The 15,588-nt window shown below is 55.8% G+C and carries 14 protein-coding genes; 10 read left to right on the forward strand and 4 right to left on the reverse strand.

The window, feature by feature from the left end; genetic code table 11:
• Nucleotides 1-65 precede the first annotated feature (65 nt).
• Nucleotides 66-1,433 carry a sensor histidine kinase gene (locus ACRZ95_RS06270; protein WP_480554680.1) on the reverse strand — a complete coding sequence of 456 codons (1,368 nt, stop codon included), beginning with the start codon at nucleotides 1,431-1,433 and terminating at the stop codon, nucleotides 66-68.
• On the reverse strand, nucleotides 1,430-2,098 hold the full coding sequence (locus tag ACRZ95_RS06275) for a response regulator transcription factor (protein WP_170676820.1): 669 nt from the start codon (nucleotides 2,096-2,098) through the stop codon (nucleotides 1,430-1,432). Before ACRZ95_RS06275 ends, ACRZ95_RS06270 begins: the two co-directional genes overlap by 4 nt.
• 139 nt (nucleotides 2,099-2,237) lie before the next feature.
• Between ACRZ95_RS06275 and ACRZ95_RS06280 the strand changes: the two genes are divergently transcribed.
• The 5 genes from ACRZ95_RS06280 (at nucleotide 2,238) to ACRZ95_RS06300 (ending at nucleotide 7,877) form a co-directional block, all read left to right on the forward strand.
• On the forward strand, nucleotides 2,238-3,326 hold the full coding sequence (locus ACRZ95_RS06280) for a tricarboxylate transporter (RefSeq protein ID WP_170377047.1): 1,089 nt from the start codon (nucleotides 2,238-2,240) through the stop codon (nucleotides 3,324-3,326).
• A 79-nt stretch (nucleotides 3,327-3,405) separates the two neighbouring features.
• Nucleotides 3,406-5,436 carry a tripartite tricarboxylate transporter permease gene (locus ACRZ95_RS06285; protein ID WP_170659840.1) on the forward strand — a complete coding sequence of 677 codons (2,031 nt, stop codon included), beginning with the start codon at nucleotides 3,406-3,408 and terminating at the stop codon, nucleotides 5,434-5,436.
• Nucleotides 5,437-5,523: 87 nt separating this feature from the next.
• The gene (locus ACRZ95_RS06290) at nucleotides 5,524-6,612 is read left to right on the forward strand and encodes a 4-oxalomesaconate tautomerase (RefSeq protein ID WP_170676822.1); all 1,089 of its coding nucleotides are present in this window, start codon (nucleotides 5,524-5,526) and stop codon (nucleotides 6,610-6,612) included.
• 51 nt (nucleotides 6,613-6,663) lie between these two features.
• Complete coding sequence (locus ACRZ95_RS06295; protein ID WP_170676824.1) at nucleotides 6,664-6,882, forward strand: hypothetical protein; 219 nt, start codon at nucleotides 6,664-6,666, stop codon at nucleotides 6,880-6,882.
• Between the two features lie 14 nt (nucleotides 6,883-6,896).
• The gene (locus ACRZ95_RS06300) at nucleotides 6,897-7,877 is read left to right on the forward strand and encodes a D-2-hydroxyacid dehydrogenase family protein (protein ID WP_170676826.1); all 981 of its coding nucleotides are present in this window, start codon (nucleotides 6,897-6,899) and stop codon (nucleotides 7,875-7,877) included.
• Here the strand turns inward: ACRZ95_RS06300 and ACRZ95_RS06305 are convergent.
• Complete coding sequence (locus ACRZ95_RS06305) at nucleotides 7,846-8,910, reverse strand: AbrB family transcriptional regulator (protein WP_170676827.1); 1,065 nt, start codon at nucleotides 8,908-8,910, stop codon at nucleotides 7,846-7,848. The two genes, ACRZ95_RS06300 and ACRZ95_RS06305, sit on opposite strands and share 32 nt — an antisense overlap.
• Before the next feature lie 78 nt (nucleotides 8,911-8,988).
• Here ACRZ95_RS06305 and ACRZ95_RS06310 point away from each other — a divergent pair, with 78 nt between their 5' ends.
• From ACRZ95_RS06310 to tcuB, 3 genes are read left to right on the forward strand one after another with little or no spacing between them, the layout of a single operon-like run.
• Nucleotides 8,989-9,669 carry a GntR family transcriptional regulator gene (locus tag ACRZ95_RS06310; RefSeq protein WP_170676829.1) on the forward strand — a complete coding sequence of 227 codons (681 nt, stop codon included), beginning with the start codon at nucleotides 8,989-8,991 and terminating at the stop codon, nucleotides 9,667-9,669.
• An 11-nt stretch (nucleotides 9,670-9,680) separates the two neighbouring features.
• Nucleotides 9,681-11,075: an FAD-dependent tricarballylate dehydrogenase TcuA gene (gene tcuA / locus ACRZ95_RS06315; protein WP_170676831.1), complete on the forward strand. Its 1,395-nt coding sequence runs from the start codon at nucleotides 9,681-9,683 to the stop codon at nucleotides 11,073-11,075.
• Nucleotides 11,065-12,144, forward strand: coding sequence for a tricarballylate utilization 4Fe-4S protein TcuB (gene tcuB, locus ACRZ95_RS06320; RefSeq protein WP_170676833.1), 1,080 nt, complete (start codon nucleotides 11,065-11,067; stop codon nucleotides 12,142-12,144). Before tcuA ends, tcuB begins: the two co-directional genes overlap by 11 nt.
• An 87-nt stretch (nucleotides 12,145-12,231) precedes the next feature.
• Here the strand turns inward: tcuB and ACRZ95_RS06325 are convergent, their stop codons facing one another.
• The gene (locus tag ACRZ95_RS06325; protein ID WP_170676835.1) at nucleotides 12,232-12,465 is read right to left on the reverse strand and encodes a DUF6538 domain-containing protein; all 234 of its coding nucleotides are present in this window, start codon (nucleotides 12,463-12,465) and stop codon (nucleotides 12,232-12,234) included.
• A gap of 605 nt (nucleotides 12,466-13,070) precedes the next feature.
• Here ACRZ95_RS06325 and ACRZ95_RS06330 point away from each other — a divergent pair.
• Nucleotides 13,071-13,469: a hypothetical protein gene (locus ACRZ95_RS06330; protein ID WP_170676837.1), complete on the forward strand. Its 399-nt coding sequence runs from the start codon at nucleotides 13,071-13,073 to the stop codon at nucleotides 13,467-13,469.
• 622 nt (nucleotides 13,470-14,091) lie between these two features.
• A complete protein-coding gene (locus ACRZ95_RS06335) occupies nucleotides 14,092-15,579 on the forward strand; it encodes a YfcC family protein (RefSeq protein ID WP_170676839.1) in 1,488 nt (495 codons plus the stop codon).
• Nucleotides 15,580-15,588: the final 9 nt, after the last annotated feature.

Consider the following 15,588-nt stretch of genomic DNA (forward strand, 5'->3'; position numbering starts at 1 on the left):
TTCACATAGACCAGCCAATTCCACGAGATGCCTGTTTTTGGGTTCCGAGCAGAACTAGAAACAGCTTACAGGGCTATGGGGAGCTTAAGGGTAATGCTTGCTCCTCTATCGACTTGGTTGATTTCGACTATTCCTCCATGCCTCTGCGCCACTGCCGAGACGATGGATAACCCTAGTCCGCTGCCCTCGGAATGTTCTAACTGAGAAAATCGATTGAATGCTGCTTCGCTTTGGTTCGGCGAAAGGCCAGCCCCGTCATCGGCCACCGTTAGCTCAACGTGTTTGCCCTCACACTGCAGCACTACTGAGATTTGGCTCAACTTTGGGCCACCGTGTTTGATTGCGTTGTCCAATAGGTTCTTTAGAGCTTCAATCAGAAAGATACGGTCGCCGAGTACCGCGACCACCGTCTCAGGCATCGTGACATCAAATTCAATACCCTTTGCGAGGATGTGAACGCCCATCTCCGCGCAGGCCTCTTCCACGACCGAGCGGAAGTCAATTTTATCCATTTGGTCTTGGTGCGTCGGTTGCCTAAGCCTCTCAAGTGACAACAGCTGTTCTGCCACTGTTGCTGAGTTTTTTGCCGCCGCCACAAGCTCTGAGATGCGTTTTTCTCGGTCGTCAGCTGTTTTCGCATCCTGCAGCGCTTCGGCCATTGACTGCACGGCCGCCGCCGGATTCCGCAGTTGATGCGCAGCTTCGGATATAAACACTTGATGGGCGTTGATACTGTTTTCCACCTGTCCAAAAAGTCGGTTCAGGGTTCTGACAACTCCTTGAACTTCGATGGGGACGGGGCGCTTGATCTCACTGAGGTCATCTGGTGAACGCAAGTCAATAGCGTCCTGCAAATCCAACAAGGGCCTCAGACCACGCGCGACGCCGAACCATACCACAATGGCGAGGGTGGCCAGCAGAATTCCCATAAGAATTCCAGCGCGGATTGACAATTCATTTGCGAAAGCGTTGCGATCCGCCATACGTTGCCAGACTGTAACTGTCGCATCTCCGATGAGATTTTCTATCGTTACTCTTTCCGTCATCTTGAGAACGCGAACTGGTTCTTGGCGGTAGAGCGCTTCGAAAAACTGCGGCTTGTACACCTCTTGAGTAGACGGGTTGGTGGCTGCCGGTGGGTAGGCATAGCCTGTCACATAGATGCCACCGGGTCCCGTTACGTGGTAAAAAATCTCTCCGCCCGATGCGTCGCGGATCATGCTGCGTGTCGTTGGTGAAAGCGCATCACCCCCCGAAATCGCAACATCTCGCGATATTGCGAGGCCAGCAGATAAAAGGCTGTCGTCGAACAATTCTTGAGCCGTATTCTGCGCAATCATAAAACGCCAAAGACCAAGCAGAGCGGCAATTAGCACCAACGGGGTTAGGATAAGAATGAAAAGTCTTAACCTGAGCGAGCCGTGATTGATCACTTCTGCACCTCAAGCAGATATCCCAGACCACGAGCTGTCTTAATTCTAATACCGAGATCTTGAAGACGTTTTCTCAGCCGAGACACATGAGGCTCAACGGCCGAGGCCTCGACATCGGCACCGACGCCATAGACATAGTCTGTAAGTTGGCTTTTGGGAACAATTCTGCCCCTGCGCTCTAACAGGCATTCAAGAACCGCGATTTCCCGCCGCGGAATATCCAGAACTTCGCCTTGCACACTAACCTGACGGGCAGCGCGATCGAATTCCAGGCCACCAATGCTCTCCTTTGCGCCGTAGTCGAGATCTTTGCGTCGAGAAAGCGCTCGGATGCGTGCTTCCAACTCGTCCATTTCGAACGGCTTAACCAGGTAATCATCGGCGCCCATATCCAACCCCGAAACCCGGTCGCTTGTTTCGGCACGTGCCGTCAGCAAGATCACTGGTACGCCGTCACCACGATTGCGAAGAGATTTCAGGATCTCCAGTCCTGACTGTCCGGGCAAATTGATATCCAGAACAACCAAGTCGGCACCCTCTTGCGCAAGATACAAGTCAGCCTCGTCGCCATCCGTAAGCACTTCTGCCGCATGACCGCGGTCACGCAGACGATAAGCAATGGCGTTGGCGAGGGTCTCGTTGTCTTCGACGATGACGATCCGCATCGAGTCTCCTGCAAGTTTCGCGCAAGGTTGGCGCTCCATGATTGCCAGATGGGAGGGGGAATCAACCCCACAGTTCTATTTGCGATCACGGTGGCGCAGAGGGCGCCAGCGTGGTTGTCTGGTCAACAGGGAGGAACCAATGACCATTTCCAACTTCACCCGTCGCGCGGTCGTGGGGCTGATCGCCGCCGCCGGTATCGCCGCACCTGCCGCCGCCGAGGTCGATTTCTCGGGCAAGACCGTTGAATGGGTTATCCCATTCTCGGAAACGGGCGGATCCGCCAAATGGGCCAACTTCTTTGCGCCGCTTCTGTCCGAAGCACTGCCGGGTCAACCGACTGTTGTCGTGAAATTCATGCCAGGCGCTGGTTCGACTAAAGGCGCAAACTGGTTTCAAGAGCAGAGCCACGACGATGGAACGCTGCTGTTTGGCACCTCCGGTTCAACTCAATTCCCGTATCTGCTGAGCGATCCGCGCGTGCGCTATGAATACAACGACTGGATTCCGGTTATGGCGTCGGGAACCGGTGGTGTTGCCTATCTGAACGCCGAGGATGGAGCAAAGTTTGATGGCTCCGCAAACGCGCTGAAAGACACCAACTTCATCTATGGCTCGCAGGGCGCAACCCGACTGGACCTCGTGCCGCTGCTGGCCTGGCAAATGCTGGGCATGAATGTCGAGCCTGTCTTTGGGATCAAAGGCCGCGGCGATGGTCGCCTGATGTTCGAACGCGGTGAAGCTAACATCGATTATCAGACCTCGTCCGGCTATCTGGGTGGTTCGGCCCCGCTGGTTGAATCCGGTCAGGCTGTGCCGATGATGACCTGGGGTGCTCTGGATGCAGACGGTAATATCGTCCGTGACCCGACCTTCCCGGACATCCCGACGTTCAAGGAAGTCTGTGAAGCCACCGATGGTTGTGAAACCAGTGGTGAGGCATGGGATGCTTGGAAAGCATTCTTTGTAGCCGGTTTCCCGGTTCAAAAGCTAGCCTTCCTTCCGGGTGATACACCTCAGGAAGTGGTCGACGCATACACCGCCGCATTCCAGGCTGTAACCGAGCGCGGCGACTTTGCCGAAATCTCGTCAAAGCGTGTCGGCAAGTACCCCGTGTTCGTAGGTGACGGCTCTAAGGCGGCGCTGCAAACCGCAACAAATGTCGACGACAACGCCAAAGCCTACGTTCTGAACTGGCTCAAAGAAGCCTATGGTGTCGAGCTGAACTAAGCCCAGACACCACCGCGCGTGCCCCAATGTCGGGCGCGCGCTTTTCCAAACACAAGACAATTTATGAAAGGCGGCCGCTATGGAGGTTTTCGCCACCGCTCTTCCTGCGCTCAGTGATGCGTGGGGTCTGATCCTGCAACCTATTGTTCTGGGATATCTTATTCTCGGTGTCGTTATGGGACTGGCCGTAGGTGTTTTCCCCGGACTTGGCGGTATCGCTGGTCTGTCTTTGTTGTTGCCTTTCATGTTCGGCATGGACCCTATCCTTGGGTTGGCGCTGATGATCGGAATGGTTGCTGTTGTTCCGACCTCTGACACTTTCGCATCAGTTCTTATGGGCATCCCCGGCAGTTCCGCCTCGCAGGCGACTGTGCTGGATGGCTTCCCGATGGCGAAAAAGGGTGAGGCTGCGCGGGCATTGTCAGCGGCCTTTGCGTCATCGCTGTTTGGCGGTTTAGTCGGCGCGACCTTCCTGACCATGTTCATCCTGATCGCGCGACCCATCGTTCTGGCCTTCGGCCTGCCCGAGATGTTGATGATCACAATTCTTGGCCTGTCGATGGTCGCCATTCTGGCCGGGCGTATCCCGCTGAAAGGCGTCGCCGCTGCCGGGTTGGGCCTGATGGTTGGCACGATTGGTGAGGCCGACGCGGGTGGCTCTCTGCGTATGGCCACCTATGACATTCCCTACCTGACCGACGGTCTGAAATTGGTCATCGTTGGCTTGGGTATCTTTGCGGTGCCGGAAATCGTCTCGCTGCTGCGTCAAGACCGATCCATTGCCAAGGGCGCTTCGCTGGGAGCGGGTTGGTTTGATGGCGTCAAAGACTGGGCTGCGAACATTTGGCTGTCGGTCCGCTGTTCGATCATTGGCGTGGTTGTCGGTGTCATTCCCGGCCTTGGGGGTTCGGTTGTTGACTGGATTGCCTATGGCCACTCGGTTCAATCGACCAAAGACAAAAGCAACTTCGGCAAGGGCGAAGTGCGTGGCGTCATCGGGCCGGAAAGCTCGAACAATGCCAAGGAGGGCGGGGGGTTGGTCCCAACGCTGCTATTCGGCATCCCCGGCTCGGGTTCGATGGCGATCTTTATCGGCGCAGTTGCGCTGTTGGGATCTGGCGATATCGAGGTTGGTCCGAGCATGCTCAAGGATAATCTCGATATCACCTATTCGATTGTCTGGTTGCTGGCTCTTGCCAACGTGGTGGGCACCATCCTGTGTATCGCGGCCTCTGGCGGGATTGCCAAACTAACGACGATCCGCTTCACCTATCTGGCGCCGTTTCTGTTCATGCTGATCAGCTTTGCGGCATTCCAATCCGGTCAGAATTTCGAAGACCTTCTGGCCCTGTTTGTCATCGGCCTGATCGGCATTTTCCTGCGCCGTTTCGACTGGTCACGCCCGGCCTTCCTGATTGGATTCGTGTTGTCCAACCCGGTTGAGAAGTTCACCAACCAGGCGTTCCAGATCGCCTCTTTCCGCTTCCGCAAAAGCTTTGGCGAAGGCATGGAGTACGTCTTCAGCCCGATCGTCATCGTCCTGATCGTGGTCACCGTGGTTTCGGTTATTCTTGGCATTCGTCAAGCCAAGATGATCATGGCCGAAGGTGAGGTCAAATCCGGTAGCAAGCGCGCGCCGCTGATCTTCCTGCTGGTGATCATGGCCTATCTGATCGTGGCGTTGATCAATGCCAACATGATCCCTGACTACAACATGACTGACAAGATCATCCCGCTTGTGATCGGTAGCGTGTCGCTGTTCTGCTGCGTCATCCTGCTAATCCAGATGATGCGGCGGCCCGAGGGTGACGCGATCTTTGCAGACAAGGAACTCGCCGGTGAGGATGCAAGCGCGCCGCACGGACTTTGGTCAACGCTCGCGTGGTTTGCAGGTCTGATCGCGGCCACTTGGGTTGTTGGGTTCATCCTCGCCCTGATCGGGTTCCTGATCGCATTCTTCCGCATTCGCGCCGGGTCCAGTTGGCAGATGACGCTGCTCCTGACGGCTTGTGGCATCGGTTTCATGTGCTTCATGGCTGGCGCTTTGAACCGGGATTTCCCGCCAGGTCTGCTGCAAGACATGGTGAACCTGCCATGGCCGCTCAAGTAGGCGCTCAACGTCTGCCCGGCCTGCCTATCTGGCAACCGGGCAGCACTGAAATCAGAAATTTCAACGGTTTGTAAAGGAGGGTTCGCAATGACCCAGACAGCAATCCCATATGTTTTCATGCGCGGCGGCACTTCCCGAGGGCCTTATTTTCGACGCTCTGATCTGCCTGAAGATAGGGATAAGTTGGCTGATGTTCTGGTCGCTGCCCTCGGGGCTGGGCAAGCGCTCAATATCGACGGGATCGGTGGCGGTAACGCGGTGACGACCAAAGTGGCGATGCTGTCTGCCAGCGAGGACGACTGGGCCGATATCGACTATTTCTTCGCGCAAGTTTCTGTGGATGAGAAGCTGGTCGATTTCAAACCCACCTGCGGAAACATCCTCTCAGGAGTTGGTCCAGCTGCGATCGAAATGGGATTGTTTCAGCCCAACGGCGATGAGACCGAAATCCGTATTCGCGCCGTCAATACAGGCGCCCGCGTCATTGCCAAAGTGCAGACCCCGGGCGGCGATTTGGTCTATGAGGGTGACGCGGAAATAGCCGGAGTTCCCGGCCATTCTGCACCGGTGCAACTGAGTTTTATGGGCGTTGTGGGCTCGGCAACAGGTGCATTTCTGCCCACGGGAAATTTGCGCGATACAGTGCAGGGGATCGAGCTGACGTGCATGGATGTCGCTATGCCGATGGCGATAGCCCGAGCAGAGGATTTCGGACTGACAGGATATGAAAGCGCCGAAGAGCTGGATGCCAACCGTGCTTTCTTTGATCGGATGGAGGCCGTGCGGATCGAAGCCGGGGAACGGATGGGTATGGGGGACGTATCGAAATCGGTGACTCCCAAATTCGGCCTGATGGCCCCCGCCAGAGAGGGTGGAACCCTTGCGGTTCGGTATTTCATGCCATGGAAAACCCACCCAACTATGGCCGTAACGGGAGCGCAATGCATGGCGTCTTGCGCTTTGACGCCCGGAACCGTCGCAGACGGGTTGCTTGATCGTCCGGATTCAAGCCCGGCGGACGTTGTGTTGGAGCACGCCTCAGGTAAGATCGACGTTCTGGTGGACTTCTCGAACGACGAGGAGTTCAACGTGAATACCGCCGGTCTGGTGAGAACAGCGCGCAAATTGGCGGATGGGCATGTCTATGTACCGGAATCTGTGTGGAACAACAGTTGAAAAGGCGGATCTCAAAAGGTATACTATGGTATACATAAAGAGGATGTTCCGATGGATGACTATTCTGAATGCCTTGGTATCGCGCGTCAGGAACTCAGGCTGGCGCAGTCGGCTCTGCGGAGGGACATTGCGGACTACCCGACACCGATTGCCGGGTGTGATGAGCAATTCAACCATTTGCTGGATCAGCGCGAACGTGTTCGCAACGCGCTAGAAGCGCTCGACACACGTCATTTTGTGTCGACGCCAAGAAAATTGAGCTTCGAATAGGGTATAGGAAGTCGATGAAAGTTCACATTCTGGATGATTGGTTTGATACTCTGCAGGGCCTGCCCTGTTTTGAGAAGCTATCTCGCCATGACGTGAAGGTCTGGACAGACCATGTCGAAGATACCAGCGAATTGGCTGAACGCTTGCGGGAGGCTGAGGCGCTGGTGTTGTTTCGCGAACGCACCAAGATCACCCGCGATTTGGTTGAAAAACTCCCAAACTTGAAATTGATCAGTCAGCGCAGCGTGTATCCGCATGTTGATGTGCAGGCATGCTCGGATAACGGAGTGCAGCTGTGTTCGAACATGCATGGCGGGACGCCTTCATATGCAGCAGCCGAACTGACATGGGCGCTGATCATGGCCGGGATGCGCGATTTGCCTGCGCAGATGGCCTCGGTCAAAGCTGGGCGTTGGCAGGCCGGGGTTGGCAAGACCCTGAGAGGGCGGCAGCTGGGGCTGTATGGATATGGCCGTATCGCCCGCGCCGTTGCTGGTTACGCCGAGGCATTCGGCATGAATGTGGTCTGGTGGTCCTCGGACGATGGCCGGGCGCGAGCGCAGGCAGACGGCGCGCAGGTTGCCGCAAGCCGCGAAGCGTTCTTTGCCAGCAGCGATGTTGTCTCGGTCCATGTTCGCCTGAAGCCGGACACACACGGCATCATCACAGCGTCGGATTTCTCGCAGATGCAACCCGGGGCGTTATTTGTGAACACCTCCCGGGCCGGGCTGATTACTACGGGTGCTTTGTTGGACGCGTTGAACGCCGGTCGCCCGGGCAAGGCCGCAATTGATGTCTTTGATGCCGAGCCCCTGACGGACCCGAATGACCCTTTGCTATCGCACCCAAACCTTATTGCGACACCGCATATCGGCTTTGTGACCGAGGACGAATTCGACCTGCAATTCGCAGACATTTTCGATCAGGTGAACGCCTATGCTGAAGGCGCTCCCATTCACATGATCAACCCCGAGGTTTGGACCAGCGCAGGATAAGATTGGCCGCTATGGGCGCGCCGATGATCACCAGCACGATCCTTGTGAGATGGTGGGTGATTACAAAGCCCAGATCCGCGCCCGAAACGATAGCTAGCACTGTCATCTCTGCCTGTCCGCCGGGGGCAAAGGCCAAGAAAGCCTCGACCGGTTGGCCAAAGCCCAACGTGGTGACAACAGCGGTGAAAGCGGCTGCAAGGATGGCAAGGACAATGACATAGGCGACGCCCGCAGCAACCACCCGGCGGAGTTCGACCCAAGTGACGCCCACGAACTTCACGCCTATCCCGCAACCGATGAAGAACTGCGCTGCAAGGATGGCCTCGCGCGGTGGTCGGGTATGAATGAAGTCGCCCAGTGACAGAGCTGCTGTCAGGATCATCGGGCCGAGGATGGATGCTCCGAACAGGCCGATCCGCTCACCGCCTTTCCAGCCTATAAGGGCGGCCAGCACCATCAGCGCCAACTCATGTATTGGCAGGTCGCGCGCAGGCTCTCCGATCGGATTGGTGAGTTGGGCATCGTAGAACACTGTCAGAAACAGCGGGGCCAGCGTCACGATGATCAACACGCGCGTACCGTGGATCAGCGAAAGTGTACGCGGGTTGGCGCCTGCTTCGGCTCCAAAGATGATCATGTCCTGCAATCCGCCTGGCATGGCGGCGTAAAACGCGGTCGTAGAGTCAAACCCCCAGATCTTGCGAAAGAAAGGCACGCCGACCAGTGCGATCAGCAGGATGAAGAAGGGGACCAGTGCAATAGACGCGGCCATCTTCGGCAGCTCTGCGAAAAGGGCAGGGGTAATCGAAGCCCCAACTGCAACGCCGAGTATGGTGCGCGCTGCAACCGAAACCTGACCAAAACCTTCCATAGGGGCATGCGCCAGGGCAGCGATCAGACATGCGCTCATCGGGCCGAACAGAAAGGGCAGCGGCAGGTTCAACGCCCAAAATACTCCGGTGCCCAGCAGTGCAAGGACCAGTGTTACGGCCCGCTTCTTTAGGAGTGAAAGTGTTTTGTTTTGGGTGGGCAAGGCGGGGCTTCCGACAATATTGACTCATTGTGTATCCAAATGTATACAACTGGACGCAAGAAGACAAGAGAGCGCTCGATGACCATTCAAGACGACCCCTTACAGTCTGGCCCTCAAGGCAATTCAGCGTATCAACGCCTGCTGGACGAGATTCGGGATGGCACACTTCTGCCTGGCGAGCGGCTGCGCGAGATTGAGCTGTCGGAACGACTAGGCGTCAGCCGTACTCCCGTACGCGAGGCTATCCGGCAGTTAGAGGCCGACGGGCTAGTCACTCATGTGCCACGGCAGGGCGCAACTGTACGCAGCCTCGACTACGCCGAAGTAATGGAGCTCTATGAAATGCGCGCGGTGCTCGAGGGAACTGCGGCCCGTTTAGCCGCGCGTGCTGCGTCGGATGTCGAGTTAGACGAGCTGAGCGTTTTGAATGATCGCTTGGCTGAGGCTGGCACCGGTTCGGAAGCGGCTCGGATCAACCGGATTTTCCACGCCACACTTTTGGACGCAGCAAAGAACCGGTTTCTTGCCAAGTCTATGTTGTCTTTGCAAAAAGCGCTGTTGATCCTTGGGCCGTCGCAATTGCTGGACGGTGATCGGGCCGAGACAGCAGTGGCAGAGCATAAGCGCGTCATGGCTGCCTTAAAGGCCCGCGATGGCGCAGCGGCTGAAACAGAAATGCGTGCGCATATTCAGGCCGCACAACGGATGCGTATTCGGGCGTTGCAAGAGCGCGACCGGACAACCGACGAAAATCAATAGGTAGACAGGATATGGCCACCCAAAAGGAAGCATATGATATCGCTGTGATCGGCGGTGGGAACGCAGCCCTTTGCGCCGCGATAACCGCTGCCGAGGCAGGCGCCCGTGTTCTGATCCTCGAGACGGCGCCAAAACCCTATCGTGGTGGAAACTCCCGCCATACGCGCAATTTTCGTTGTATGCATGGCGCTCCTCTCGGCCCGCTGATCGAAGAATACAGTGAAGATGAGTATCTTGAAGATCTGCTAAAGGTCACTGGCGGCAAAACCGACGAACATCTTGCTCGCCTCGCGATCCGAACCTCCGAGGAATGCCTGCCGTGGATGGAAGAACACGGGGTGCGTTTCCAACCCTCTCTGTCCGGAACACTGTCGCTGGCGCGGACCAACGCCTTTTTTATGGGGGGAGGGAAGTCTCTGGTAAACGCCTATTACCGAACTGCCGCGGGTTTGGGTGTCGATGTTCTGTACGAAGCTGCTGTCACGCATCTGGAGTTGAATGGTGATCGGATCGAGTGGGTCGACTACACCTATGCAGGCCAGTCTCATCGCATCACGCCCAAGGCAGTCATCGTTGCCTCGGGTGGGTTTCAGGCTGACACGGATTGGCTGACCCGTGCATGGGGCGAACCTGCCAAGAATTTCTTGATCCGGGGCACACCCTATAACCGTGGCGTGGTTCTGTCTGATTTGCTGGATCAGGGTGTGGACAGCGTCGGCGATCCGACCCAGTGCCACGCCGTCGCCATTGACGGGCGCGCGCCGATGTTCGACGGCGGCATCGTCACCCGCCTGGACTGCGTGCCGTTTTCAATTGTCGTGAATAAGAATGCCGAGCGGTTTTATGACGAGGGCGAAGACGTATGGCCCAAGCGCTATGCGATTTGGGGGCGTCTTGTCGCGGCCCAGCCGGATCAAGTTGGCTATGTGATCATCGATGCGAAGTCCCTGAACCTGTTTATGCCCTCGGTCTTTGCACCGCTAAAGGCGGATAGTTTGGAAGAATTGGCTGGAATGATGGACCTGCCCGCCGACAAGCTGAAAGCAACCGTTGCTGAATTCAACAAAGCATGCGGCGATACCAGTGGTTTTCATCCGACCGAGCTGGACGGTGTCACGACCTCGGGTCTGACGCCGCCCAAGACGAACTGGGCGCGTCCGATCACGGAGCCGCCCTTTTATGGCTACTCGCTGCGCACCGGCGTGACCTTCACCTATCTGGGTCTGAAGGTCGACGACACAGCGCAGTGCTCAACCCCTGACGGCAAGATCAAGAACCTTTGGGCCGCTGGCGAAACCATGGCCGGGTCAATCTTGGGGCAAGGCTACTTGGCCGGGTTCGGCATGACCATCGGAACCGTTTTTGGACGCATCGCAGGACGTGAGGCCGCCGCTTATGCAAACTGACCTTATTCAAGAAGCCCGCCGTCAGGCCGAGATTTGCAACGCCTGCCGGTATTGCGAGGGCTACTGCTCAGTCTTTCCATCCCTGCATGCGGAACGCGCGTTTTCCGATGGAGACATCATGCAACTCGCTAACCTCTGCCACAATTGCAGGGGGTGCTACTACGCTTGTCAGTATACCGCACCGCACGAGTTCGACCTGAATCTGCCGAAAGCTCTGGCCGAAGTGCGGCGGGACAGCTGGGAAAGCTTCGCCTGGCCGCAGCCTCTGGCGCGCCGGTTTCACACTCACGGCGGGGCTATTGCCTTGGCACTGGTAGTTGGATTTGCCCTATTGTTCTGGGCCATTCGCGCCATCGGATCAAGCGGGGGAGAGGGGTTCTATGCCGTCCTGTCCCACAATGCGATGGTCGCAATCTTTGCGCCCGCATTCTTGTTGCCACTCTTTAGTGTGGCTATCAGCCTAAGGCGCTATTGGGCGGAAGTCGGTGGCAAACCCCTCCAATTGTCTGATTTGAAGGCCGCCTTCAAACGCGCTGGTAAGATGCAGGATCTAGCTGCCGGGCATGGTGAGGGATGTAACTTTGAAGATGAAGATCGGTTCAGCCAAGGGCGCCGTCACATTCACCACGCTATCATGTACGGCTTCCTGCTGTGTTTCGCGTCGACCTCGGTGGCGACGGTTATGCACTACGGGTTCGGGTTGCACGCGCCTTACGGGTTCTGGTCCCTGCCAAAACTCTTCGGCGTTTCCGGAGGTATCCTGCTGACAATGGGATGCGGAGTCATGGTTCTGCTCAAGCAGAAATCTGATCGAGAGCTTGGCGATCCGTCTGCTTGGGGGGGTGACATCGGTTTCATCCTGCTGCTCGGTTTTGTCGGCCTGAGCGGACTGGTCCTTTACGCCCTTGGTTCAACGTCTCTGATGCCTGCGCTGCTTGCCATCCACCTTGGATCGGTTCTGACTTTCTTCCTGCTAATGCCCTACACCAAGATGGCTCATGGCTTCTATCGGCTTGCGGCTTTGATCAGAGACGCGCAGCGGAAGAGAGAACTATCAGTTGTTTCCTAGTAAACACCCAACGCTAGGCGCGTTTCTTTATCTTCCTTCAGCTGGAAGTTGTAGTATACGGCCTTGATTTGTTGATCTGATCTGAGGTCAGTTCAGCTCAAGCTTCCTGTCCTTGGGCTTTGAGCAAACATAGGTGGCGTCAAATTGTTGGTCGACCTCAATGGCAGCGAAACGGACCTTCCGAATAGCATAGGCGCGGTTCTTCGTCATCAAAGAGAACTTTTCTTCGGTCTTCGGGTAGGTCGCTGCGATGTCCGCAGTGACGGCTGCGCGGAGATAGTAGACGTCGCCATGGCGATAGAGTCGGGAGTGTCCAGGCATCTTCTCAAGCGTCCTCATTGTGACACCTCAACGTAACAGAGTCGTTTTTAAACTCTCGTAAATTAAGGGGATAAACCCAAACCAACAGCATATGAAGATTTGGTGGAGCCTAGGGCCATCATACCCTCATTGAAAACGCTGCGTTTTCCGCCAGTTGGGATATCTCGCCCCCATAAAGAAACTCACGTATTACTGAATTCTTCTGATTTCAACTGCTGTCAATTGGGCCAATGAAACCAATTTGGCAATCCAAAACCTTGCTGTCGCGCGGTGCTATCACCTTCATCCAGACAACTTGGCCAACGTGCGTTCAACATTGAGGAATGGAAATTGAGAATTGAGTGGGGCATCCTAGTTGTATTGCATTTCTTGTAACTAAAGAATTGAGCGTTGAGCATCTGATGCCAGATGGCCTGGGAGGCATCCTCACTTCTTGATTTCTTTGTGGGATTGCAACAGCCGATTTGGTTTTTCACTCGAAGGAGCGGAACACCTCGCACTCGAACTCCGTAAACCACGGGTCAATCCCAAGACAGCGACAAGAACGCAAAGTTAAGCTATTATGTCAGTATTTTTGATGTAAATATGACGAAGTTGCCGGTTCTGTGACCCATGACGAGAAACAAGCTAAACGCGGCCCGGATGGCAAATTCCTGCCCGGGCACAAGCCGCGAAAGTCAACCGGTCGACCGCGGGCCGCAAATGGCATTAAAGTACGCGCAGCACAGCTTGCGGGCGAACGGCTTGAAGAGATGCTCGGGCGCGCCACTGACGAAATTTCCGACGAGCTTGATATCGGCAATCCAACCGTAGCCCAATGGCTCGTTGATCGGGTTCGGCCTCCTACACGCTCTGACTTCGCTCAATTGGCTGACAGGAACAAATTGAGTTCAATTGAAGATATCCGCGCCGCTTCAGAGCGAACCACAACTGCAGCATCTTGGAGCGAAATCAGCTTGCAACAGGCAAGGCTTCTTCGGGATGCCCTGGGTCGTCACGCCTAGCTCAAAGGGCTTGAAGAACTGTCCGCACTCCGTGCGGAGGTCGAGGAAATGCGACGTGCGGATAGAACGACCGCCGCAATTGATAAGTCATTGCTACCAAAATGGGGCCGCCTGAGCGAGGAATAAAAATGAAGAGAGGGTCATGGACAGACATCGGAGGAATGGCTGAAACTCGCTCCCCCATTTCCGATAGGACCGCCATCAAGGCTGCACTTAAAGCCACAATCGAAGCGGCTGATAGGTTAGAGATATCAATCCAGCATTCTGAAAAGATAGGTGCGCGGCCTCCAAACCTGATGTCTGGTCGGCGTGAACTCTACGAGGCGAGACGACTACTGGCTTCGGGTATCGCGCACCTAAGAGAAATGCGTTCTTAGCAACACTTGTACGGGCTGAAGCAAAAAGACGCATTTCCCGCTTTGGTAAAATTATCCGCAAAATCTGTCGTTCAAGCAAGTCGCAGCGAATGACTGCACTGAGCCCATGGCAGACATTGTTCAATGTGTTCGACAACCCCACGTTTTACGAAAGTGACAAGTCGCCGCGTTAGTACTAAGTTGAGACATAAATATTCAAATATTTGACTGCCCAGTTTCTCAGCTTCACCCAGCGCGAGTTTCATATGTCCAAGTTTAAATTTCCTACCGCTTTTACCATTCTGTTCATACTGATTGCCGTCGTGGCCGCCCTTACATGGGTTATTCCGGCCGGTGAGTACGACCGTCAGATGAACGAAGCTCTGGGCAGCGAAGCGCCAGTCCCAGGCACCTATCACGAAGTCGAGCCGAACCCTCAGGGGCTTGCAGCGGTTATCCTTGCCCCGATTGCCGGAATGTACGATCCTGGTCTCCTTGGAAGTTCATCCAGCGCCGCAATTGATGTCGCTTTGTTTGTCCTGGTCATTGGTGGTTTCCTGATGGTTGTCACCAAGACAGGAGCTATCGACGCCGGTATCGGTTGGCTGCTGCACAGGTTGGCCGGGCGGGAAATCCTGATGATCCCAATCCTGATGATCGCCTTTGCCTTTGGCGGGACAAGCTATGGCATGGCCGAAGAATCCTTGGCGTTCTACGCTCTGATCATTCCGGTTTTTATTCGGGCAGGATACGACTCCTTGACCGGGGTCGCGGTGATCATGCTGGGCGCAGGCATTGGGACCCTGGGCTCAACCTTCAACGCATTTGCGACAGTTGTTGCCTCGCAAGGTGCGGGTATTCCGTTCACGAATGGGATCGTTCTTAGGTTCATTATTCTTGTCCTTTGTCTTGCTGCAGGCATCGCATTCGTCATGCGATACGCATCACGCGTGAAAGCCGACCCGTCATTGTCCGTGGTGGCAGATCAGGCCGAGGAAAACCGGGCGCATTTTCTAAAGGGTTCGGAAGGCGATGATACGTTCCCCGATATGACCAAGACCCGTTCGATCATTCTGATTCTTTTCGGGATTACCTTCGCCATTATGATCTATGGTGTTGTCGCGCTGGGGTGGTGGATGGCGGAAATGTCCGGTCTCTTCCTGGTGATGTCCATCATCGTCTGGTGGGTCGGGAAAACGGATGAAGGGTCCAGAATGGACGAAGGGACCTTTGTGGAAACCTTCGTTGATGGCGCGCGCGATTTGCTGGGCGTTGCCCTGATCATTGGCGTCGCACGCGGTGTTGTCGTCATTATGGACGCGGGCAAGATCACCGACACTATCCTTGCAGGGGCAGAGGGGTTTGTCTCAGGACTGAGCGAGTTCGCCTTTATCAACGCGATGTTTGGCATTCAGATCTTGATGTCATTCCTGGTGCCGTCCTCGTCAGGGCTGGCCACGCTTTCGATGCCGATCATGGCGCCACTGGCAGACTTTGCAGGCGTCGGCCGTGACCTTGTGGTTACTGCGTATCAGTCAGCAAACGGATGGGTGAACCTGTTCAACCCGACATTTGCCGTCGTCATGGGAGGGCTAGCCATTGGTCGCGTGTCATATGACAGGTGGCTACGCTTTGTTTTCCCGCTGCTCGTAATTCTGGCGGTGATTATCTGCGCGGCACTTACCGTTGGGGCCATCACTGATCCGGGGATCGACAGGCCCACAACCGAGACTCCAGACACAACATCGAACTGAGCCGTCGCA

The sequence above is a fragment of the Ruegeria sp. AI3 genome, assembly GCF_056541245.1.

What these genes read in the sequence shown, in the direction of transcription:
- ACRZ95_RS06325 (WP_170676835.1), bottom strand. Translation starts at nt 12,465, where the DNA reads ATGCCTGGACACTCCCGACTCTATCGCCATGGCGACGTCTACTATCTC.
- ACRZ95_RS06280 (WP_170377047.1), top strand. Translation starts at nt 2,238, where the DNA reads ATGACCATTTCCAACTTCACCCGTCGCGCGGTCGTGGGGCTGATCGCC.
- ACRZ95_RS06335 (WP_170676839.1), top strand. Translation starts at nt 14,092, where the DNA reads ATGTCCAAGTTTAAATTTCCTACCGCTTTTACCATTCTGTTCATACTG.
- ACRZ95_RS06300 (WP_170676826.1), top strand. Translation starts at nt 6,897, where the DNA reads ATGAAAGTTCACATTCTGGATGATTGGTTTGATACTCTGCAGGGCCTG.
- ACRZ95_RS06310 (WP_170676829.1), top strand. Translation starts at nt 8,989, where the DNA reads ATGACCATTCAAGACGACCCCTTACAGTCTGGCCCTCAAGGCAATTCA.
- ACRZ95_RS06285 (WP_170659840.1), top strand. Translation starts at nt 3,406, where the DNA reads ATGGAGGTTTTCGCCACCGCTCTTCCTGCGCTCAGTGATGCGTGGGGT.
- ACRZ95_RS06275 (WP_170676820.1), bottom strand. Translation starts at nt 2,098, where the DNA reads ATGCGGATCGTCATCGTCGAAGACAACGAGACCCTCGCCAACGCCATT.
- tcuA (WP_170676831.1), top strand. Translation starts at nt 9,681, where the DNA reads ATGGCCACCCAAAAGGAAGCATATGATATCGCTGTGATCGGCGGTGGG.
- tcuB (WP_170676833.1), top strand. Translation starts at nt 11,065, where the DNA reads ATGCAAACTGACCTTATTCAAGAAGCCCGCCGTCAGGCCGAGATTTGC.
- ACRZ95_RS06290 (WP_170676822.1), top strand. Translation starts at nt 5,524, where the DNA reads ATGACCCAGACAGCAATCCCATATGTTTTCATGCGCGGCGGCACTTCC.
- ACRZ95_RS06295 (WP_170676824.1), top strand. Translation starts at nt 6,664, where the DNA reads ATGGATGACTATTCTGAATGCCTTGGTATCGCGCGTCAGGAACTCAGG.